Source organism: Pseudoxanthomonas sp. SE1 (assembly GCF_029542205.1).
In the GTDB taxonomy this organism is placed as follows: domain Bacteria; phylum Pseudomonadota; class Gammaproteobacteria; order Xanthomonadales; family Xanthomonadaceae; genus Pseudoxanthomonas_A.
Genome location: NZ_CP113783.1, coordinates 4,125,415 through 4,148,579, shown reverse-complemented (window position 1 = coordinate 4,148,579; position 23,165 = coordinate 4,125,415). Strand labels below are relative to the sequence as shown.

General features: G+C 66.9%; 7 protein-coding genes and 1 tRNA gene. 3 read left to right on the top strand and 5 right to left on the bottom strand.

The genetic code is table 11. The features are described from left to right. Nucleotides 1-154: 154 nt before the first annotated feature. From OY559_RS19385 to zwf, 3 genes are all read right to left on the bottom strand, one after another. Nucleotides 155-673 carry a c-type cytochrome gene (locus OY559_RS19385; RefSeq protein ID WP_277727925.1) on the bottom strand — a complete coding sequence of 173 codons (519 nt, stop codon included), beginning with the start codon at nucleotides 671-673 and terminating at the stop codon, nucleotides 155-157. A 166-nt stretch (nucleotides 674-839) separates the two neighbouring features. Continuing rightward, nucleotides 840-1,553: a 6-phosphogluconolactonase gene (gene pgl, locus OY559_RS19380; RefSeq protein ID WP_277727924.1), complete on the bottom strand. Its 714-nt coding sequence runs from the start codon at nucleotides 1,551-1,553 to the stop codon at nucleotides 840-842. Nucleotides 1,554-1,640: 87 nt separating this feature from the next. Further along, nucleotides 1,641-3,119: a glucose-6-phosphate dehydrogenase gene (zwf, locus tag OY559_RS19375; RefSeq protein WP_277727923.1), complete on the bottom strand. Its 1,479-nt coding sequence runs from the start codon at nucleotides 3,117-3,119 to the stop codon at nucleotides 1,641-1,643. A gap of 123 nt (nucleotides 3,120-3,242) precedes the next feature. On the opposite strand from zwf, the gene OY559_RS19370 reads away from it, so the two are divergent. The 3 genes from OY559_RS19370 to OY559_RS19360 all read left to right on the top strand — a co-directional run bounded on the left by OY559_RS19370 (nucleotide 3,243) and on the right by OY559_RS19360 (nucleotide 20,129). Then, nucleotides 3,243-3,992 carry a GntR family transcriptional regulator gene (locus OY559_RS19370; protein ID WP_277727922.1) on the top strand — a complete coding sequence of 250 codons (750 nt, stop codon included), beginning with the start codon at nucleotides 3,243-3,245 and terminating at the stop codon, nucleotides 3,990-3,992. Between the two features lie 466 nt (nucleotides 3,993-4,458). Beyond that, nucleotides 4,459-16,395 carry a CLIPPER-2 domain-containing protein gene (locus tag OY559_RS19365; RefSeq protein WP_277727921.1) on the top strand — a complete coding sequence of 3,979 codons (11,937 nt, stop codon included), beginning with the start codon at nucleotides 4,459-4,461 and terminating at the stop codon, nucleotides 16,393-16,395. Nucleotides 16,396-16,406: 11 nt separating this feature from the next. Continuing rightward, nucleotides 16,407-20,129, top strand: coding sequence for a TonB-dependent receptor (locus OY559_RS19360; RefSeq protein ID WP_277727920.1), 3,723 nt, complete (start codon nucleotides 16,407-16,409; stop codon nucleotides 20,127-20,129). Between the two features lie 77 nt (nucleotides 20,130-20,206). Here the strand turns inward: OY559_RS19360 and OY559_RS19355 are convergent, their stop codons facing one another. Both OY559_RS19355 and OY559_RS19350 read right to left on the bottom strand, forming a co-directional pair. Beyond that, complete coding sequence (locus OY559_RS19355; protein WP_277727919.1) at nucleotides 20,207-22,864, bottom strand: serine/threonine-protein kinase; 2,658 nt, start codon at nucleotides 22,862-22,864, stop codon at nucleotides 20,207-20,209. A 131-nt stretch (nucleotides 22,865-22,995) separates the two neighbouring features. Further along, nucleotides 22,996-23,072 (bottom strand) — tRNA-Arg (locus OY559_RS19350). Nucleotides 23,073-23,165 lie beyond the last annotated feature (93 nt).

Sequence of the window (23,165 nt, the reverse complement as noted above, 5' to 3'; positions counted from 1 at the left end):
GCCCTTGGACAAGAGGCAGCGGGACTTCGTTCGCCCCTCATCCGCCTTCGGCACCTTCTCCCCGCAGGCGGGGAGAAGGGAGTGTTCGGGCCCCCTAGTGCGGCACAAACAAAAACGCCGCCCGGAGGCGGCGTTTCGTGGAAGGCGGTGTGCCTTACTTGCTGTTGGACAGCATCCAGTCGACGGTGGCGTGCACCTGCTCGTCGGTGAGGGCCGGGTTGCCGCCCTTGGGGGGCATGATGCCGCCGTCCGGGCCGGTGAAGCCTTCGATAGCGTGCTTGTACAGCGTGTCCACGCCCTTGGCGGCGCGTGCGCCCATGCCGGCGGCCGTCAGCATCGGAGCCTTGCCCACGCCATTGGTGTGGCAGGCGCCGCACAGGTTCTTGTAGATCTCGCCACCATCCAGCGTGCCGCCGTAGGCGACCTGCGAGGCCGCGGCAGCTTGCGCTGCAGCGGCGGCGGCGGCCTGGGCAGCGGCACCGGTTTCACCGGCATAGACGGCGCCGGCCGGGGCGATGCGCGCCTCGGTGATCTGCACGGCCTTGGGGTTCACTTCCGGCGGCAGGGTGTCGTGCAGGAAGTACGCACCGACGATCAGGCCGCCGGTGACCAGCACCAGGAAGCCGATCACCATTGAGAAATGCTTGAGGAATTCGAGGTCGTAGTTACGCACTTTCCACCTTTGGCAGCACGGCCGTGGGGCCGCGCATGGCTACGAAAACGGGGGCCGACGGACAACGCGCTGCGCGATCCAGGCGGGACCGGGCGCCGGAGCGCCGCGGGCAAGGACGCATTATAAGCAGTGAGGCCGTCTTTGCCTCAACACCGGCGCATCGCGATCACTGCGCCAGATAGACCTGCAATGGCGCGCGCAACGCCTGCATCAGCGTACGGATCGGATAGCTGGCGCCCGCGCCGTGGCCCGACAGGGCCTGCTGGAGCACCTGGCGCTTCTCGCCGCCTTCGATGTGCAGGTACAGATGGCCGGCATCGCGCAGCATGGGAAGGGTCAGGGTGATGCGGGGTTCGCCGGCACCGGGTGCGCGCATCGGCAGCACGGCGGCGGTCGTGGCCGGGTCCATCGCGTCGGCGAGGCGGTCGCCGCCGGGGAAGAACGAGGCGGTGTGCCCGTCGCCACCCATGCCCAGCACGACCACGTCCAGCGCCGGCGGCAGGTCGGCGGCGACGTCAGCGAGGGCGTCGTCCGGGGTGGCGGTGGACCGGTGGAGTGGAATGAAGCGCGCGCTGGCGGCGGCGTTCTGGAGCAGGTGTTCCTTCACCAGGCGGGCGTTGGAGCGCTCGTGGTCGTCGGGTACCCAGCGTTCGTCGACCAGGGTGACGGTGACCTTCGCCCAATCCAGCGGCTGCCGCGACAGTGCCTGCAGGAAGCGGCGCGGGGTGGTGCCGCCGGACAGGGCGATGCTGGCCTGGCCTCGCTGGGCGAGCGCGGCAAGCAGGTCGTCGGCCACCGCCTGGGCAAGCGCGGTCGCGACGGCGTCGCCGTCGGGGAACGGGTGCAGCTGGATCTGCAGCGATAGATCGGTGGGGGGCATGGGGCGACTCGGGAGTGGGGGCTTCCCGGGGGAAGACAGGCCGGCCGGTGGCCGGAGCTAGGCCCCGCAGGAGCGGGGCCGGCAGCGTCAGACGGTGTCTTCGTGCCAGGTGCGGCCGTCGCGTTCGACCAGGGCCACGGCGGCGCTGGGGCCCCACGAACCGGCGGTGTACGGCTTGGGGGCTTCGCGCAGGTTTTCCCAGGCGGCCAGGATCGGGTCGACCCACTTCCAGGCCGCTTCCACTTCGTCGCGGCGCATGAAGAGCGTCTGGTTGCCGCGCACCACGTCCATCAGCAGGCGTTCGTAGGCTTCCGGCTGGTGCACGCCGAAGGCTTCGGCGAAGCTCATGTCCAGCGGCACGTGCTGCAGGCGCAGGCCGCCGGGGCCCGGGTCCTTGATCATCAGCCACAGCTTGACGCCTTCGTCCGGCTGCAGGCGCAGCACCAGCTTGTTGCCCATCACCGGGCCGGCGCTGTCGTCGAAGATGGAATGCGGCACGTGCTTGAAGGCGATGACGATTTCCGACACGCGCTCGGACAGGCGCTTGCCGGTGCGCAGGTAGAACGGCACGCCGGCCCAGCGCCAGTTGTCCACTTCGGCCTTGATGGCCACGAAGGTCTCGGTGCGCGAATCATCGCGGCCCAGTTCGTCCAGGTAGCCGGGCACGGCCGCGCCATTGCTGGCGCCGGCGCGGTACTGGCCACGCACGGTCAGTTGGCCGGCGTCTTCGGCGGTGATCGGGCGCAGCGAACGCAGCACCTTCAGTTTCTCGTCGCGCACGGCGTCGGCCTGCAGGGCGGCGGGCGGTTCCATCGCCACCATGCACAGCAGCTGCAGCAGGTGGTTCTGCACCATGTCGCGCAGCGCGCCGGAAGTGTCGTAGTAGCCGGCGCGCTTCTCCAGGCCGACGGTCTCGGCCACGGTGATCTGCACGTGGTCGATGCGGCTGGCATTCCACAGCGGCTCGAACAGGATGTTGGCGAAGCGCAGCGCCAGCAGGTTCTGGACGGTTTCTTTGCCCAGGTAGTGGTCGATGCGGAAGATCTGGCTTTCCGCGAACGCGCTGCCGACGGCGTCGTTGATGACAGCAGCGCTGGCCGAGTCGTGGCCGATGGGTTTCTCGATGACCACGCGGGCGCCGCCGGTATTCAGGCCGTGCGTGCGCAGGCGGTCGCAGATGTTCACGAACAGCGTGGGGCTGGTGGACAGGTAGAACACGCGGATGCGGTCGCCGGGGGTCTGCAGGCGGGCGGCGAAATCGTCCCAGCCCTCGTCCTTGGTGGCATCCAGGGCCTGATAGCCCAACTTCTCGAGGAACGCCGGCAGCTTGGCCTTCAGCGATTCATCGTTGCCGCAGGCGCGGGCCAGCGCGTCACCGACCTTCGCCCGGTACTCGGCATCGCCCTGCTTGTCGCGGGCCACGCCCAGGATGCGGCTGTCTTCGGGGATCTGGCCGTCGGCGTAGCGGCGCAGCAGCCCGGGCAGGAGCTTGCGCAGCGCCAGATCGCCGGTGCCACCGAAGATGACGAGATCGAAGATATCGACGGGCAGGGTCTTCGCAGTCACGGGGTGTCTCGGTGCAACGGGAATGAGCGTTTACAATACCACCGCGGTACCACGTGATGCCAACAGGTCCGCCATGTGAAAGGATTGTTGCGATATTGGTACGGCACTGGTATCTTGATTCTCATGCAAAAGAACCTGCTCGAGGAATACCAGCGGTTGCAGACCGGCGAGTCCACCCGCGCCGTGGCCTACCTGCGCCTGCGCCGCGCGCTGCAGAACCTGATGGACGCGGGCGTGCTGAAGCCGGGTCAGGCGCTTCCCAGCGAGCGCGACCTGGCCCAGTTGCTGGATCTCTCGCGGGTGACCATTCGCAAGGCGCTGGCCGGGTTGATCGAAAGTGGTCTGCTCGTGCAGCGTCAAGGCGCCGGCACCTTCGTGGCCGAGCGCATCCTGCGCCAGTTCTCGCGCCTGACCAGTTTCACCGACGACCTGCGCGAGCGTGGGCTCAATCCACAGGTGAAGTTCCTGGAGCGCTCCGTGGGTGAAGTGACTCCGGAAGAGTCGATGGCGCTGAACCTGTCACCCGGCAGCGGCGTGGTGCGCATGTATCGCCTGCGCCACGTGGACGGGGCGCCGATCGCCATCGAACGGACCCTGGTGCCCTATCTGCTGCTGCCGGACCCCGACAGCGTCACCACGTCCTTGTATGAGGCGCTGGATGCCTACGGCCATCGGCCGCGGCGCGCCCTCCAGCGCTTGCGTGCGGTCGCCCTGGACGAGGAGGCCGCCCGCCATCTCGAGCTGCCGGTCGGCGCCCCCGGCCTCCTGGTCGAGCGTCGCGCCTTTCTTGAAGATGGCCGGGTCGTCGAATCCACCCGGTCCTTCTACCGCGGCGACGCTTACGATTTCGTCGCCGAACTCCAGAGCGACTGACCCACCCCGACCGGACTGACTGGCTGGACTGCCGGGTCCGCTTCTCCATACCGCATCGCCCATCCCCTTCGCCTGCTGGCCCTCTGTGCCTGCGGGCTGTCTGCGTTGTTCTGGCTTCACGCGGCCGCCCGTCCGCCAAAAGAAGCCTTTGGTCAGTCGTGTCGATTTCCTGGCGTCCGACACTTTATTTATGTGATGAAGTTCACGTGTTTACCTATTGACGTCGACTTATTGACGTTAAGAAGATGTGAATGTGTAATGCGTGCCTCATTTTGTTGTGACGAATGTCCTCTTGCGAGGGCCCAGTGCGATTTGTGACGTAATCCCGCTCAGACCGGGCCTCCCAGAGGCTGTCGAGGGGATTTGCGACTTTCAAGACAGCCTTGGGGGAGGCAGTCCCTGGCTGGCTTTTCTCCCGATTCAGCGTAAGGGACCACCCGTGTACGTCACGACTCAATTCCACCGTATGGCTCTGAAAAGCCGCTCCTTCCTCGTCATGGGGGTGTTGGCTGCCTGCGGCATGTTCGCGACACCGGTGCTTGCGCAGACCCAGGTCACCAACACGGCCAACGTCGCGGTGCCGGCTGGAATTGTCGACACCAACACGGCGAACAACACGTCCAGCGTGACGGTGGGTGCCCTGGCGCTGCCCCGCCTGACGCTGATCAAACAGGTCATCAACGACAACGGCGGCACAGCGGTCGCCACGGCGTGGACGCTTACGGCCACCGGTCCGGCCACCACGATTTCGGGCGCGACGGGTAGCGCCGCGGTCACGTCCGTGGCGGTGCCCGCGGGTTCGTACGCATTGTCGGAATCGGGCGGACCGGCGGGATACACGGCCGCCACATGGAGTTGCGTCAAGAACGGTGGTGCGGCCGTCGCCGCCGACACGGTCAGCTTGGTGGGGGGCGACGTGGCCACCTGCACCATCGTCAACGACGACCAGGCGGCGACGCTGACGCTGGTCAAGACGGTGACCAACGACAACGGCGGCACGGCCACGGTGGCGGACTTCCCGCTGACGGCCACGGGCCCGACGACGATCACGGGCGTGAGCGGTACCGCGACGGTGACCAATGCGCCGGTGAGCGCGGGCGTCTACACCCTGTCGGAAGTGACGGCGGCCGGCTACACGGCCGGCGCCTGGAGCTGCGACGCGGGCACGCTGTCCGGCGACCAGCTGACGCTGGCCAATGGTCAGAGCGCGACCTGCACCATCGTCAACGACGACCAGGCGGCGACGCTGACGCTGGTCAAGACGGTCGACAACACCGGCGGCGGCACCGCAATCGCAACTGACTGGACGCTCACCGCGACCGGCACCACCACGATCACTGGCGCGGGCGGCGTGGCCAGTACGGCAGTCTCCGCGGGCACCTATACGCTTTCCGAATCCACCGGCCCGACTGGGTATGTGGCAGGCGCCTGGTCGTGCGAAAGCGACGGCATCCCCGTAGGTTCGGCCAATCAGGTCACGCTCGCCAGCGGCCAGCCGGCGACGTGCACCATCGTCAACACCTTCCAGCCCGCCCCCGCACTGATACTGGACAAGACGGCCTCGCCGACGACGGTGTCGGCGGCGGGCCAGACGGTGGCGTACTCGTTCCTGGTGAACAACACCGGCAACGTGACGATCACAGGCCTGCAGATCAACGAGACGGCCTTCAGCGGCACGGGTGCTGCGCCGGTGATCACCTGCCCGGTGACCACGCTGGCCCCGACCGAAAGCACGACCTGCACGGCCACCTATGCGGTGACCCAGCAGGACATCGATGCCGGTTCGGTCAACAACACGGCCACGGCTTCGGGTACCAACCCGGCGGGCGGCACGACCACGTCGCCCGCGGACAGCGCGACGGTGACCTCGACCGCGACGCCCAATGTCTCGGTGGTGAAGACCGGTCCGGCGTCGGTGGATGTGGACAGCAGCTTCCAGTACACGCTGACGTTGACCAACAACGGCGGCAGCACCACCGGCACGAACCTGATCGTGCAGGACCAGCTGCCGGCGGGGATGCAGGCCACGGCCGCCTCGGGCGCGACGTGCACCAACCTCAACGTGTTGGGCGCGCTGCTGACCTGCACCGTGCCGGGCCCGCTTGCGCCGGGTGGCAATGCTATGGTGACCCTGACGGTGACGGCGCCGCCGAGCACCGGCTTCGCACCCTCCACCGAGACGTACACCAACTACGCGGCCACCAATCCGTCGGGAACGGGCAATCCGGGCACGCCGCCGGGCACGGGTTGCGTCAACAGCGCGACCACCAGCTGCAGCAGCGTCGATACGGACGTCCTGTCGCCGTACCTGCAATTCTCCAAGTTCGCCAGCGCCGCCAGCTTCAGTATCGGTGTGCCGGCCAGCTACACGCTGCAGCTCAACAACAGTGGTTCGACGGCGACGACGGCGGTGGCGACCATCACCGATGTGGTGCCGTCCAGTCTGACCCTTGGCACCTTGCCGGCCGGTTGTACGGCGGCGGGCCAGACGGTGACGTGCACCATCCCGGCCGGGTTGGCAGCGGGCAGCACGACCAGCTTCATCATTCCGGTGACGCCGACGGAAGCAGCGGTACCGCAAGTCACCAACACGGCGAGCGTGAGCGGCGGTGGCGATCCGGGTTGCCCGGCCCAGGGCCGCTGCGAGAACGGTGTCACCACGCCAGTGGACTTCACCTCGACGCTGACGCTGGACAAGACGGCCTCGCCGACGACGGTGTCGGCGGTGGGCCAAACGGTGACGTACTCGTTCCTGGTGACCAACACCGGCGACGTGACTGTCACGGGCCTGCAGATCAACGAGACCGCGTTCAGTGGCACGGGTCCGGCGCCGGTGATCACCTGCCCGGTGACCACGCTGGCCCCGACCGAAAGCACGACCTGCACGGCCACCTATGCGGTGACCCAGCAGGACATCGATGCCGGTTCGATCACCAATACGGCCACGGCCTCGGGTACGGATCCGATCGATGGCACGACGACCTCGCCGCCGGACACGGTGACGGTGACGGCGACGCAGAATCCTGCGCTGACGATCGACAAGACGACGACCACGCCGAGCTATGCGGCGGTGGGTGACGTGCTGTCGTACAGCTACCTGGTGACCAACAGCGGCAACACGACGATCACGGCGGCCATCACGGTGACCGACGACCGGATCGCGACGGTGACCTGCCCGGCGCTGCCGGCCGGTGGCCTGTTGCCGACGCAGTCGATCACGTGTTCGGCGACGTACACGGTGGTGCAGGCGGACATCGATGCGGGCACGGTGACGAACATCGCCAGCGCCAGCGATGGCACGACGACCTCGCCGCCGGACACGGTGACGGTGACGGCGACGCAGAATCCTGCGCTGACGATCGACAAGACGACGACCACGCCGAGCTATGCGGCGGTGGGTGACGTGCTGTCGTACAGCTACCTGGTGACCAACAGCGGCAACACGACGATCACGGCGGCCATCACGGTGACCGACGACCGGATCGCGACGGTGACCTGCCCGGCGCTGCCGGCCGGTGGCCTGTTGCCGACGCAGTCGATCACGTGTTCGGCGACGTACACGGTGGTGCAGGCGGACATCGATGCGGGCACGGTGACGAACATCGCCAGCGCCAGCGATGGCACGACGACCTCGCCGCCGGACACGGTGACGGTGACGGCGACGCAGAATCCTGCGCTGACGATCGACAAGACGACGACCACGCCGAGCTATGCGGCGGTGGGTGACGTGCTGTCGTACAGCTACCTGGTGACCAACAGCGGCAACACGACGATCACGGCGGCCATCACGGTGACCGACGACCGGATCGCGACGGTGACCTGCCCGGCGCTGCCGGCCGGTGGCCTGTTGCCGACGCAGTCGATCACGTGTTCGGCGACGTACACGGTGGTGCAGGCGGACATCGATGCGGGCACGGTGACGAACATCGCCAGCGCCAGCGATGGCACGACGACCTCGCCGCCGGACACGGTGACGGTGACGGCGACGCAGAATCCTGCGCTGACGATCGACAAGACGACGACCACGCCGAGCTATGCGGCGGTGGGTGACGTGCTGTCGTACAGCTACCTGGTGACCAACAGCGGCAACACGACGATCACGGCGGCCATCACGGTGACCGACGACCGGATCGCGACGGTGACCTGCCCGGCGCTGCCGGCCGGTGGCCTGTTGCCGACGCAGTCGATCACGTGTTCGGCGACGTACACGGTGGTGCAGGCGGACATCGATGCGGGCACGGTGACGAACATCGCCAGCGCCAGCGATGGCACGACGACCTCGCCGCCGGACACGGTGACGGTGACGGCGACGCAGAATCCTGCGCTGACGATCGACAAGACGACGACCACGCCGAGCTATGCGGCGGTGGGTGACGTGCTGTCGTACAGCTACCTGGTGACCAACAGCGGCAACACGACGATCACGGCGGCCATCACGGTGACCGACGACCGGATCGCGACGGTGACCTGCCCGGCGCTGCCGGCCGGTGGCCTGTTGCCGACGCAGTCGATCACGTGTTCGGCGACGTACACGGTGGTGCAGGCGGACATCGATGCGGGCACGGTGACGAACATCGCCAGCGCCAGCGATGGCACGACGACCTCGCCGCCGGACACGGTGACGGTGACGGCGACGCAGAATCCTGCGCTGACGATCGACAAGACGACGACCACGCCGAGCTATGCGGCGGTGGGTGACGTGCTGTCGTACAGCTACCTGGTGACCAACAGCGGCAACACGACGATCACGGCGGCCATCACGGTGACCGACGACCGGATCGCGACGGTGACCTGCCCGGCGCTGCCGGCCGGTGGCCTGTTGCCGACGCAGTCGATCACGTGTTCGGCGACGTACACGGTGGTGCAGGCGGACATCGATGCGGGCACGGTGACGAACATCGCCAGCGCCAGCGATGGCACGACGACCTCGCCGCCGGACACGGTGACGGTGACGGCGACGCAGAATCCTGCGCTGACGATCGACAAGACGACGACCACGCCGAGCTATGCGGCGGTGGGTGACGTGCTGTCGTACAGCTACCTGGTGACCAACAGCGGCAACACGACGATCACGGCGGCCATCACGGTGACCGACGACCGGATCGCGACGGTGACCTGCCCGGCGCTGCCGGCCGGTGGCCTGTTGCCGACGCAGTCGATCACGTGTTCGGCGACGTACACGGTGGTGCAGGCGGACATCGATGCGGGCACGGTGACGAACATCGCCAGCGCCAGCGATGGCACGACGACCTCGCCGCCGGACACGGTGACGGTGACGGCGACGCAGAATCCTGCGCTGACGATCGACAAGACGACGACCACGCCGAGCTATGCGGCGGTGGGTGACGTGCTGTCGTACAGCTACCTGGTGACCAACAGCGGCAACACGACGATCACGGCGGCCATCACGGTGACCGACGACCGGATCGCGACGGTGACCTGCCCGGCGCTGCCGGCCGGTGGCCTGTTGCCGACGCAGTCGATCACGTGTTCGGCGACGTACACGGTGGTGCAGGCGGACATCGATGCGGGCACGGTGACGAACATCGCCAGCGCCAGCGATGGCACGACGACCTCGCCGCCGGACACGGTGACGGTGACGGCGACGCAGAATCCTGCGCTGACGATCGACAAGACGACGACCACGCCGAGCTATGCGGCGGTGGGTGACGTGCTGTCGTACAGCTACCTGGTGACCAACAGCGGCAACACGACGATCACGGCGGCCATCACGGTGACCGACGACCGGATCGCGACGGTGACCTGCCCGGCGCTGCCGGCCGGTGGCCTGTTGCCGACGCAGTCGATCACGTGTTCGGCGACGTACACGGTGGTGCAGGCGGACATCGATGCGGGCACGGTGACGAACATCGCCAGCGCCAGCGATGGCACGACGACCTCGCCGCCGGACACGGTGACGGTGACGGCGACGCAGAATCCTGCGCTGACGATCGACAAGACGACGACCACGCCGAGCTATGCGGCGGTGGGTGACGTGCTGTCGTACAGCTACCTGGTGACCAACAGCGGCAACACGACGATCACGGCGGCCATCACGGTGACCGACGACCGGATCGCGACGGTGACCTGCCCGGCGCTGCCGGCCGGTGGCCTGTTGCCGACGCAGTCGATCACGTGTTCGGCGACGTACACGGTGGTGCAGGCGGACATCGATGCGGGCACGGTGACGAACATCGCCAGCGCCAGCGATGGCACGACGACCTCGCCGCCGGACACGGTGACGGTGACGGCGACGCAGAATCCTGCGCTGACGATCGACAAGACGACGACCACGCCGAGCTATGCGGCGGTGGGTGACGTGCTGTCGTACAGCTACCTGGTGACCAACAGCGGCAACACGACGATCACGGCGGCCATCACGGTGACCGACGACCGGATCGCGACGGTGACCTGCCCGGCGCTGCCGGCCGGTGGCCTGTTGCCGACGCAGTCGATCACGTGTTCGGCGACGTACACGGTGGTGCAGGCGGACATCGATGCGGGCACGGTGACGAACATCGCCAGCGCCAGCGATGGCACGACGACCTCGCCGCCGGACACGGTGACGGTGACGGCGACGCAGAATCCTGCGCTGACGATCGACAAGACGACGACCACGCCGAGCTATGCGGCGGTGGGTGACGTGCTGTCGTACAGCTACCTGGTGACCAACAGCGGCAACACGACGATCACGGCGGCCATCACGGTGACCGACGACCGGATCGCGACGGTGACCTGCCCGGCGCTGCCGGCCGGTGGCCTGTTGCCGACGCAGTCGATCACGTGTTCGGCGACGTACACGGTGGTGCAGGCGGACATCGATGCGGGCACGGTGACGAACATCGCCAGCGCCAGCGATGGCACGACGACCTCGCCGCCGGACACGGTGACGGTGACGGCGACGCAGAATCCTGCGCTGACGATCGACAAGACGACGACCACGCCGAGCTATGCGGCGGTGGGTGACGTGCTGTCGTACAGCTACCTGGTGACCAACAGCGGCAACACGACGATCACGGCGGCCATCACGGTGACCGACGACCGGATCGCGACGGTGACCTGCCCGGCGCTGCCGGCCGGTGGCCTGTTGCCGACGCAGTCGATCACGTGTTCGGCGACGTACACGGTGGTGCAGGCGGACATCGATGCGGGCACGGTGACGAACATCGCCAGCGCCAGCGATGGCACGACGACCTCGCCGCCGGACACGGTGACGGTGACGGCGACGCAGAATCCTGCGCTGACGATCGACAAGACGACGACCACGCCGAGCTATGCGGCGGTGGGTGACGTGCTGTCGTACAGCTACCTGGTGACCAACAGCGGCAACACGACGATCACGGCGGCCATCACGGTGACCGACGACCGGATCGCGACGGTGACCTGCCCGGCGCTGCCGGCCGGTGGCCTGTTGCCGACGCAGTCGATCACGTGTTCGGCGACGTACACGGTGGTGCAGGCGGACATCGATGCGGGCACGGTGACGAACATCGCCAGCGCCAGCGATGGCACGACGACCTCGCCGCCGGACACGGTGACGGTGACGGCGACGCAGAATCCTGCGCTGACGATCGACAAGACGACGACCACGCCGAGCTATGCGGCGGTGGGTGACGTGCTGTCGTACAGCTACCTGGTGACCAACAGCGGCAACACGACGATCACGGCGGCCATCACGGTGACCGACGACCGGATCGCGACGGTGACCTGCCCGGCGCTGCCGGCCGGTGGCCTGTTGCCGACGCAGTCGATCACGTGTTCGGCGACGTACACGGTGGTGCAGGCGGACATCGATGCGGGCACGGTGACGAACATCGCCAGCGCCAGCGATGGCACGACGACCTCGCCGCCGGACACGGTGACGGTGACGGCGACGCAGAATCCTGCGCTGACGATCGACAAGACGACGACCACGCCGAGCTATGCGGCGGTGGGTGACGTGCTGTCGTACAGCTACCTGGTGACCAACAGCGGCAACACGACGATCACGGCGGCCATCACGGTGACCGACGACCGGATCGCGACGGTGACCTGCCCGGCGCTGCCGGCCGGTGGCCTGTTGCCGACGCAGTCGATCACGTGTTCGGCGACGTACACGGTGGTGCAGGCGGACATCGATGCGGGCACGGTGACGAACATCGCCAGCGCCAGCGATGGCACGACGACCTCGCCGCCGGACACGGTGACGGTGACGGCGACGCAGAATCCTGCGCTGACGATCGACAAGACGACGACCACGCCGAGCTATGCGGCGGTGGGTGACGTGCTGTCGTACAGCTACCTGGTGACCAACAGCGGCAACACGACGATCACGGCGGCCATCACGGTGACCGACGACCGGATCGCGACGGTGACCTGCCCGGCGCTGCCGGCCGGTGGCCTGTTGCCGACGCAGTCGATCACGTGTTCGGCGACGTACACGGTGGTGCAGGCGGACATCGATGCGGGCACGGTGACGAACATCGCCAGCGCCAGCGATGGCACGACGACCTCGCCGCCGGACACGGTGACGGTGACGGCGACGCAGAATCCTGCGCTGACGATCGACAAGACGACGACCACGCCGAGCTATGCGGCGGTGGGTGACGTGCTGTCGTACAGCTACCTGGTGACCAACAGCGGCAACACGACGATCACGGCGGCCATCACGGTGACCGACGACCGGATCGCGACGGTGACCTGCCCGGCGCTGCCGGCCGGTGGCCTGTTGCCGACGCAGTCGATCACGTGTTCGGCGACGTACACGGTGGTGCAGGCGGACATCGATGCGGGCACGGTGACGAACATCGCCAGCGCCAGCGATGGCACGACGACCTCGCCGCCGGACACGGTGACGGTGACGGCGACGCAGAATCCTGCGCAAACACTGGCCAAGGCACTGACCAGCAACGCCGACGGTGATGCCAGTGGCACGGTGAGCGAAGGTGACGTGCTGACCTACACCATCACGATGACCAACATCGGCAACACGACGCTGACCAACGTGGTGGTCAGCGATCCGATAATCACGCCGAGCACGACCACCTGCGCCAGCGTGGCGCCGGGCGCGACGTGCGTGCTGACGGGCACCTATGTGGTGACGGCGGCGGACGTGACGGCGGGCAGCATCAGCAACACCGCCGTGGTGACCAGCCCGGTCTGCCCGGTGGGCAGCACCGATCCGGACTGCACCACGACCGTGGTGACGCCGGTGGTCGAGCTGAGCCAGACGCTGGCCAAGGCGCTGAGCACCAACGCTGACGAAGACGGCAGCAACACGGTGAGCCTGGGCGACACGCTGACCTACACGGTCACCGTGACCAACACCAGCACCAGCGGCAACCTGACCAATGTGGTGGTCAGCGATCCGATGATCACGCCGAGCACGACCACCTGCGCCAGCGTGGCGCCGGGCGCGACCTGCGTGCTGACGGGCACCTATACGGTGACGGCGGCAGACGTGACGGCGGGCAGCATCAGCAACACCGCCGTGGCGACCAGTCCGGTCTGCCCGGTGGGCAGCACGGATCCGGACTGCACCACGACCGTGGTGACGCCGGTGGTCGAGCCTTTGGTGACCTACAGCAAGACGGTCGTCCTGCCAGCAGGACAAACCGAAGTCTCGGCAGGGGACACCCTGGTGTACACGCTGAGCCTGGCGATCACCAATTCCCGCACGACGGCCGTGCAGACCCTGACCGACACCTTGGGTCCGGGCCTGGATCTGGGCACGGTGACGGCGGGCACCTTCACCTGCGGTAGCGCCAACCCGCTGGTCTGCACCCTGCCGACCGGCACGGTGCCGGGGACCTACACCGTGACCTACACGGCCACGGTCAACGACCAGGCCTCGGGCACGGTGGACAACGCAGTGGTGGGCACCGGTGACGACGCGCCGACCTGTGCGGGCAGCTGCAGCACCGAAACCCCGGTGACGGAGCCGTTGCCGCCGCTGGTGACGTATGCCAAGGGCGTGACATTGCCTGCGGATCAGACGGAAGTCAGCGTTGGCGACACGATCACCTACACATTGACGGCAACGGTGATCAATGCCGCCACCACGGCGGATCTGGTGCTGACCGACACGCTGGGCACCGGCCTGACGTTCGGTGCGGTGACCAATGCGGGCGCGTACACGGCCAACACCAGCGGTGCGCCGGTGCTGACGTTCACGCTGCCTGCGGGCACGGCGCCGGGTACCTATACGGTGACCTATACCACCACGGTGAATCCCGCAGCCTCGGGCACGGTGAACAACGCGGTAGTGGGCACCGGCGACGACACGCCGACCTGTGCCGATCGTTGCGATACCGTCACGCCGGTGGCAGAGCCGCGCGTGACCGTAACGAAGTCCTCGGATCCGGGTAGCGGTGCGCAGGTGCAGATCGGCCAGACGGTCCGTTACACCCTGTCCGTGGAGATCGGTGCTTCCGCGCTGACCGAGGAACTGGTGCTGGTGGACACGCCGGATCGCGGGCTGACGCTGGGCGTGCTGCCTGCGGGCTGCACGTTCGACGGCACCACGCTGACCTGCCGCCTGCCTGCGGGCACCGCTGCCGGCGTGCATGCGCTGAGCTACGACACCATCGTCAATGCGAACGCGGGTGCCACTGTAGGCAACCAGGTAGTCGCCTCGGGCGGCGGTGGCGAGCCGCCGGTATGCACCACCTGCAGCACGGAGCATGAGCTGGAGGCGCCGGAGATTCGCCTGAGCAAGTCGGCAGGCACCCGCGAGGTGCGCATTGGCGACCTGGTCCGCTACACGCTCACCATCGAGAATGTGGGCAGTGTGAATCTGGTCAACGGCAGCGTGGTGGATACGCCCGCGGCAGGCTTCAGCTACGTTGAAGGTTCCCTGTTGGCGAACGATGCCGATGCAATGGCCACGGTCTCCGGCGGCAATCCGCTCCGCTTCGCCGGCGTGGACGTGGCGGCGGGTGAGACTGCGACTCTGGTCTATGTGATGCGCGTCGGTGCGGGCGTCCGCCCGGGCACGCACGTCAACCAGGCCCAGGTGCGCTCGGCCACCGATGAACCGGTGTCCAACGTGGCCACGGCGGAGGTCATGCTGACGGCGGATCCGCTGCTGGAGGACAGCCTGGTGTTCGGTACGGTCTTCAACGACCGTGACGGCGACGGCTGGCAGGACAGCGCCGCGCTGAGCGACGTGAAGGTGCAGGGCGGCTTCGCCCCGACGGCTTACATCGCCAACTCCACCACGGTGGATCGTGGCGCCGGTCCCCAGCCGGAGCCCGACGCCAGCTCGCCGTTGCTGCATGGCATCGCGGTGGGTGCCATCAGTGGCCGTCAGTCGGTCGCCGATCCGGTCGAGGACCATGAAGTCGTCATCCGCCAGCGCCTGAGCGAAGCGGCCTTCACCGACGATTTCATCCTCACCACGGCACAGGGCGTCACGGTGCGCATGGATGCGACGGGGAACACGACCGTGGAGAAGAGCGGCGAAGCGGCCAAGGGGCTGAATGCAGCCACGCCGACGGTCGAACGCCGCGTGTCGCAGGGTGAAGGCGGTTATGTCGTCGATTACGTCATCCGCAACACGGGCATCGACGAACGCGGTATCCCGGGCGTGCGTATCGCCTCGGTGGAAGGCTTGCTGATCGAAACCGACCAGTACGGTCGCTATCACCTGGCAGGTGTGCCGGGTGGGGCGTGGGAGCGTGGGCGCAACTTCATCCTGAAGGTCGACCCGTCCACGTTGCCGGCCGGTGCCGAGTTCACCACCGACAACCCACTGTTGCGCCGGATCACGCCGGGTGTGCCGGTCCGCTTCGACTGGGGCGTCAAGCTTCCTGAGCAGGTCATCGAAGGCGGTACCGAGCAGGTTGAGCTGGAAATGGGTGAGGTGTTCTTCGCCCCAGGCAGCGCCGAGGTGCGTGCGCAGTACCTGCCGGTGATCGAGGCGGTGGCGGCCAAGGTGCGCGAGTACCAGGGTGGCGAAGTGGTGATCAATGCCAATGCCGATGGCGAAGTGCTGGCCTTCGAGCGTGCCAACGCGGTCAAGGCTGCCCTGCTGGCCAAGCTGGACGCGGGCGCGGCAAAGGGACTGGTGGTCAGTGCCCGCGGCAATGTCGACGATCCGGGCTCGCTCATCGTCGGTGTCGACGAAGGCGGCGCATTGCTTGGAACGGTGCTGTTCGACACGGACAAGTCGAACATCCGTCCGGAGTTCGAGCCGTTGCTGGACAAGGTCGCGGCCGCGCTGGAAAAGATGGGAGGCGGCAGCATCGCGATCGTCGGGCATACCGATGTGCGCGCGTCGCATGCCTACAACGTCGCGTTGGGCATGCGCCGCGCCAAGGCGGTCTACGAAGCGCTTGCCAAACGCCTGAGTCCGGAGGTGCGTGCGAAGGTTCGCGTGGAAGCCAGTAACGATCCGACAGCCCCTGTCGGCGTGCGGAAGTGAGGGGGCGTGTCATGAAGAAGCGTATGAAGATGAAGTTGCTGGATGTCACGCTGATCAGTCTGCTGGCGGGCACGGCCCCGCTGGCGGGCGCCCAGACGGATGCCGGCGCGCAGGCGGCGAAGGACCGTGCTGAAGGCATGGCCGCACCCGTGGATTGCGATGCCGACACATGCACGGGCGAGGAGGGTCTGCTGTTCCGCCTGAGGACGCGCAGCTACGACAAGCCGGTCACGCGCGAAACGAGCGAGCGGTCGTCATCGGAGGCCCTGCAGCCTGATCGCCGCGTCACGGTCGCAATGGAGCAGCCGGGCAAGGCGACGGCCGTGGGCAAGTTTTCCATCGACCTCCCCGGTGGCGGCGTTATCTGGGCGACTGAAGATCCGACGCTCGGCCAGCCCGAACTGTCGGTTTCCGCGCCGTCCGTGGTAGCGTTCGATGGCGAACGCATCACCAAGCCGGTGCAGTTCTACGTGCGTGGCAACTATCCGGCTTTCATCAAGCGTCTGGAGATCTCCCTGTATCGCAGCAGCGACGGGGACCTGATCGAGCCGATCGCCACTGTTCCCATGGACGTGGCGGCGGTCAGCCAAGCGGAATGGAATGGCGCGTTGCCGGCGAAGTATCCGTTCCGCAAGGGCGACGAGCTGGTGTACGTACTGCGTGCCTATGGCGAGAACGACAGCTTCGACGAGACGCATCCGCGCGCCCTGCAGCTGGTCTCGCCCGAGGAGGCCGAGCGCGGCTCCAACCTGCTGCGAAACAGTGTCGAGCGTTCGCTCGGCAGCGCGTTGACCAGCGAGCAGGCGCAGACGCAGAGTCTCCTGGGCGACGTGTTCGCCGAGAACGGCCTGCGCCAACAGAACATCGCGATGTACGGCTCCCGCATCCGCATCCAGGGGCGCAACATTCCCCAGACGTCATCGCTGACGATCAACGGCGAAAGCTATCCGGTCGACCAGGAGCGCAAGTTCGTCGCCGAGTATCTTGTGCCCGTGGGTCGGCACCGCTTCGATATCGGGCTGGGGGGTGAGCGCGCGGAAGGCAAAGGCGGACCGGCGGCTTCGCATACGTTGGACGTGGATGTCACCGGTCGCTATTTCTTCGGTGTCGGCCTGGCCGACGTCACCATCGCGCAGAACAAGGTCAGCGGTTCGGTTGAACCGTTCGCCAACGACAGCCGCTACCAGGATGATGTCATCAGTGATGGCCGCCTGGCCTTCTACGGCAAGGCGAAGTACCGCGGCAAGTACCTGGTGACGGCACAGGCGGACACCACCCAGCGCGACCTGGATCGACTGTTCAACGGCTTCACCCAAGCCGATCCGCAGGACGTGTTCCGCCGACTGGACCCGGACCTCTACTACCCGGTCTACGGCGACGATTCCACGACCTATCGCGATGTCGACACGATGGGTCGCTTCTACCTGCGCGTGGACTGGGACAAGAACCAGGCGCTGTGGGGCAACTACAGCACCGGGATCAGCGGCACCGAGTATGCGCAGTACCAGCGCTCGCTGTACGGCGCGGCGTTGAATTGGCGCTCCATGCAGACCAATCGCTGGGGCGACCCGGGAACCGAACTGCGCATGTTCGGCTCGCAGGCTGAAACGGCACCCGGGCACAACGAGTTCATCGGTACGGGCGGCAGTCTCTATTACCTGCGGCACACCGACCTGCTGCCGGGCTCGGACATCGTGACACTGGAGATCCGCGACCTGACCACCGGGCGCACGGAAAACCGTGTCGTCCTGCAGCGTGGCGCGGATTACGAGATCGACGAGCTGCAGGGCCGCATCCTGCTGACGCGACCCCTGGCACAGATCACCCGCGAGAACATTCCCACGCTCACGCGCGACACGCCGCTGGACGGGTTCGAGCAGCGCCTGATGGTGGATTACGAATGGGTGCCGTCGAGCTTCGATGCGGACGATGTCACCGCGGGTTTCCGTGGCAAGCACTGGTTCGGGAATCATGTCGGCGTGGGTGCCACCTACGTGCAGGAGAACCGCGCGGGTCAGGACTACACCCTGGCAGCCGGCGACCTCACGCTGCAGGCGGGCAAGGGTACCTACGTCAAGGCCGAGTACGCCCAGACCGAATCGTTCGGCGCGCCCGTATTCTTCTCCGACAACGGCGGCCTGAGCTTCATCCAGCAGAACGACACGGCACTGTTCCGCGAGGGCGAAGCCAAGTCGCTCGAAGCACGCGCCAACTTCAAGGAGCTGGGCTGGACGGAGCAGGACTGGAGCGTCGGCGCCTGGTGGCGGAACACCAGCGCCGGTTATTCCATTTCGCGCTACGACACCGGGCGTCCGGTGACCGAGTATGGTGCCGAGCTGCTGGGCCAGTTCACGCCAAACCTTGGCCTGTACACGCGCTACACGCGGGCCGAGAGTGGTGCCGAATCACTGACGCAGGCGCAGGCTACGCTGGAATGGCGCATCGATGATGCCAGCACCTTCAGCGCGGAATTGCGCCGTGTGGATCAGGAAGGCGCCTCGACCGACGCCGCAGGCACGCTGGGCGCACTGAAGTACCAGCGCCGCTTCGGCAGCACGCTGGAACTGTACGGCGTCGGCCAGTTCACGCTGGACGACGATGGCGGCCAGTACGCCGACAACAACGCGCTGACCCTGGGCGGCAAGTATCTGTACGGCAACCAGTCCTCGGTCGGTGCGGAACTGACCACGGGCGACCGCGGCGAAGGCGCCACCGTGTCGGCGGAGCATCGCCTCACGGCCGAGCACTCCGTTTACGGCGCTTACACATATTCCACCGACACCACCGCCTACGACTCGCTGTTCAATCGCAGCGCGCAGAATGGCTGGACGCTGGGTCAGCGCTGGCGCCTGTCGAACCAGGTCAACCTGTACAACGAAAGCCAGTTCCTGAAGGAACGCAACGAGTCGGGCCTGGCGCACACCTTCGGCATGGACTTCTATCCGGCGCAGGGCTGGAACCTGGGCTTCACGCTGTCTGACGGGGAGCTGACGAACTCGACCGGAGGCAACGTCGATCGTCGTGCCATCAGCGTGTCGGGTGGACGCACCTCGCCGGATACCGATTGGCAGAGCAAGCTGGAATGGCGCGAGGATACCGGTGCAGAGCAGCGTGAGCAGTGGGTCAGCACCAACCGTCTGACCCACAAGATCAACGAAAGCTGGCGCATTGCGGCCCGCTTGAACTACGCCGATACCGACGACCAGCTCAATCCGCTGGCCGGCGCGAAGTTCATCGAGGGCAACGTAGGCTTCGCTTACCGCCCGTGGAACAGCCAGCGCTGGGGCCTGTTCGGTCGCTATACCTATCTGTACGACCTGGCCACATTGGGGCAGTTGGGCGGCGCGGACTACGACCAGAAATCGCAGATCCTGTCGTTCGAGGGCGTCTACAAGCTGGACCAGCACTGGGAGTTCGCCGGCAAACTGGCGCGCCGCGACGGCGAAGTGCGCATGGGACGCGGCACGGGTGCGTGGCTGGATTCGGCCACCACCTTCGGTGCCGCGCAGGTGCGTTACGAATTGCGCACGCAGTGGCACGCGCTGGCCGAGTACCGCTGGCTCGATGTTGACAACGGCGGCACGAAGCAGGGCTTCCTGGTGGGCGTCGACCGCGATCTCAACAAGAACTTCCGCATCGGTGTGGGCTACAACTTCACCGACTTCAGCGACGACCTGACCGATTTCGATTACGACCACAAGGGATGGTTCCTCAACCTGGTCGGAACCTACTGACCGCATGAAGGGCGAGGGATCGCCTGTGGTCCGGCGCGCGCGGAGATCCCGCGCGCCATGAGCATCGGAGCCAAAGGCTAGGGGCCAGGCAGGGCCTGCGCGGTATCGGGAGTTCCGGGCTGGTAGTTCCGTACCAGCGATTCGCGGATCCGGGCCGTCATGGCATGGTCAGTGCCCAGGTGGCGGCTTGCTTCCACCAGTGCGTCCTGCAACACCGTCTCCGCCCGCTGCCTGTCGGTCACGTCCCCAGGCTCGCCGCGACCGGCGCGCCGGAGCAACGCCTGTGCCAGCGTGTGCTTGGCTGCGGGGGAGGGCAGGCGGTGCTGCCGTGTGGCGTGGACGACCTCCTGCAGAAGGCCGATGGCTTGCGTCAACGATGCGTTGGCATTGGTGCCAGACTGACGGGATGCAGCCGCCATGAGTGCGCGGGCCTGCTGTTCCTTGGCTTCGAGCGTGGCCTGATGGCGCGGACCGAGCATCTGCTCCAGCAGGTGGGCAGCCTGGGCGGCAAGCGCAAGCGCGCTGGCCGGATCGTCGAGCAGGTGCAGGCGGGCCTCCAGCATGAGCAGGCGCCCGTACTCCGGATGCCGTGTTCCGTAGGCCGCGATGATGGCGTTGCGTACCTTCTGCATCGTGGCGGGTTCGATGGCGACGGCGGTCGGCTGCTGGGACATCACCTCCAGCAGCAGTCGCTGGCTGCGCGCGGTGTCGGGATGCGTCGGTCCCAGTCGCTGGCGGCGCGAGGCCAGCAGCGATTCCGCCAGCTGGTTGGCTTCGACGTAGCGCCCCTGCAACAGCAGCAGCGACACGCGTGCTTCGCGCGCATTGTCTGCCAGCGCGGGTGATGTCGAGCCTGCCTGATCGATGGCAAGCTGAAGATCGCGTGCCGCATCCGGCAGGTTCAACAGCTGCAGGTGCCACTGGCCGCGCAGGATCAACAGTTCGGCGCGGGTGTCGAGCGCCACACGGGAAGGCATGCCGGCGGCGGCTTCCTGCGCGAAGGTCAGGGCATCGAATGCGGACTCGTATTCCGACAGGCTCCAGTTCGCGCGCGCCAGCTCCGTCAGAAGACTGAGGGTGGCCATGTCGGCGGTCGGGCGAGCTGAAGTCGCCTGCTGCAGGCCCGCTGACGCAACTTCGCGCGCTTCTGCATGGCGTGACTGCAGGTTGAGCAGGGTGGCGAGCGTCGCCTGCGTGTCGGACTGGTGCGCGCGATCGTCCGCCAGCAGGAGGTTGGCTTCGCTTGCCAGTGCAAGGGCATGCTCATAGTCGCCAAGCAATGCATAGCTCCGGGCCAGCGACGCGAGTGCGCGTGCCTTGATGGCGGGGCTGGACCGCAGCGGAAGTTCACGCAGATGCGCTTCGGATTTCTCGAGCAACTGCCGAGAAGAAGGACGCGCCTCGGCGAGGCCCGACAGCGTTGCGGCGCCCAGTGTCTGTTCGAACATCGATGACACGGCCTGCATGTCGCGCATTTCCTGCCGGTCGCGGAGGTGGAACCAGGTCAACACGCCGGCGCCGGTCGCTGCGACCACGACCACGCTGACGGCCAGCGCGCTGGCGAGCGCGTTGCGCTGCAGGAAACGTCGCACGACATAGCTGCGCCCGCCTCTGCGTGCCGCTACCGGTCGCCGCTCGAGCCAGCGCTCCAGATCGTCCACCAGCGCGCCGATGCCGGGATAGCGCCCGTCAGGCGAGCGATCGACGCACTTCAGTGCGATGGCGTCCAGGTCACCCCGCAGGCGCTTGCAGAGGTGCCGCCCATCTCGGCACTTTCGCTTCCACGCGACGTCGGAGGAGGCCGCGATGGCCAAAGCCGAAGGCGCGCGGGCGGGCGTCGTGGGTTGCGTGATCAGGCTGGCATGCAATGGCAGCAGTGGGCGCGGCCAATCCGCGACCAGCAGCTGGTAAAGCACCACGCCGATCGAATAGATGTCGCTGGCCGCAGACGCCGTTGCGCCAGCGAGCACTTCGGGTGCGGTGTAGCCATTGGAGACCGCGATCCGGGGTGCTGACGCGCCTTCCCTTCCGTCAATCACGGTCGACAGCCCGAAATCGAGCAGATGGACGCGTCCATCCGTCGACACCAGCACGTTGCTTGGCTTGATGTCCTGGTGCAGCACGCCGTGCGCGTGCGCGTATTGCAGCGCATGGCACGCCTGCAGAAGCAGCGCCACGCGCTCGTGCAGTGTCAGGCGCTGCTGGTCTGCCCAGAGGTCGATCGAGATGCCATGCACCAGTCGCATCGCGAACCAGGGCCGACCATCTTCTTCAACGCCGCCGTCGAGCAGTGGAGCGATGTGGGGGTGATCGAGTTGCGCGAGGTGGTTGCGTTCGCGCATGAAGGCGTCGATCAATGCCGGCGAGGACATCTCGGCCCGGATGCACTTGAGTGCGACGCGCTTGTTGTACTGCCCGTCGACGCGACTGGCTTCGTAGACCGTGCCCATGCCGCCGGTCCCCAGCACGCTGTCGATGCGCCATGGCCCCAGGCGGTTGCCTATGCGGGCCGAGGAAGGATCTGGATCTTCACTTCCCGAGAGTCCGACAAGGGCATCGAATGCAATGCCTTGCAGCGCATCGTCCGCAGCGTCGGCGGCCAGGAGCCTGTGCAGGGCATCGTGGAGCGCGGGATCTTCCGCCTTGAGGCGCGCAAGAGCGACCGAACGCTGCGGTGGCGTGAGATCGACGTATTCGTCGAACAGTTCAAGCGCACGGGCCGCTAGGTCGGACATCGGTGACTGTCGGGAGAGTGCGCGGCAGCGGGCGCCACGAGTGCGGAGAGCGGTGGATGCGCGAGCAGCCCAGGATCCATCGCTGCGAGGGTATCGCTTTCGTGGCCGCGCGAGTCGATGCCGCGGAGAAATGGCGCGCCTGGAGGGATTCGAACCCCCGACCAATGGCTTCGGAAGCCACTACTCTATCCGGCTGAGCTACAGGCGCACGGGAGGGGCATTCTAGCCGCAAACCGGCAGATTGGCCCACTTCCTCGCGCATGCCGGGAGAATCGGGGCTGGCGACGGGCCTGCTACCCTT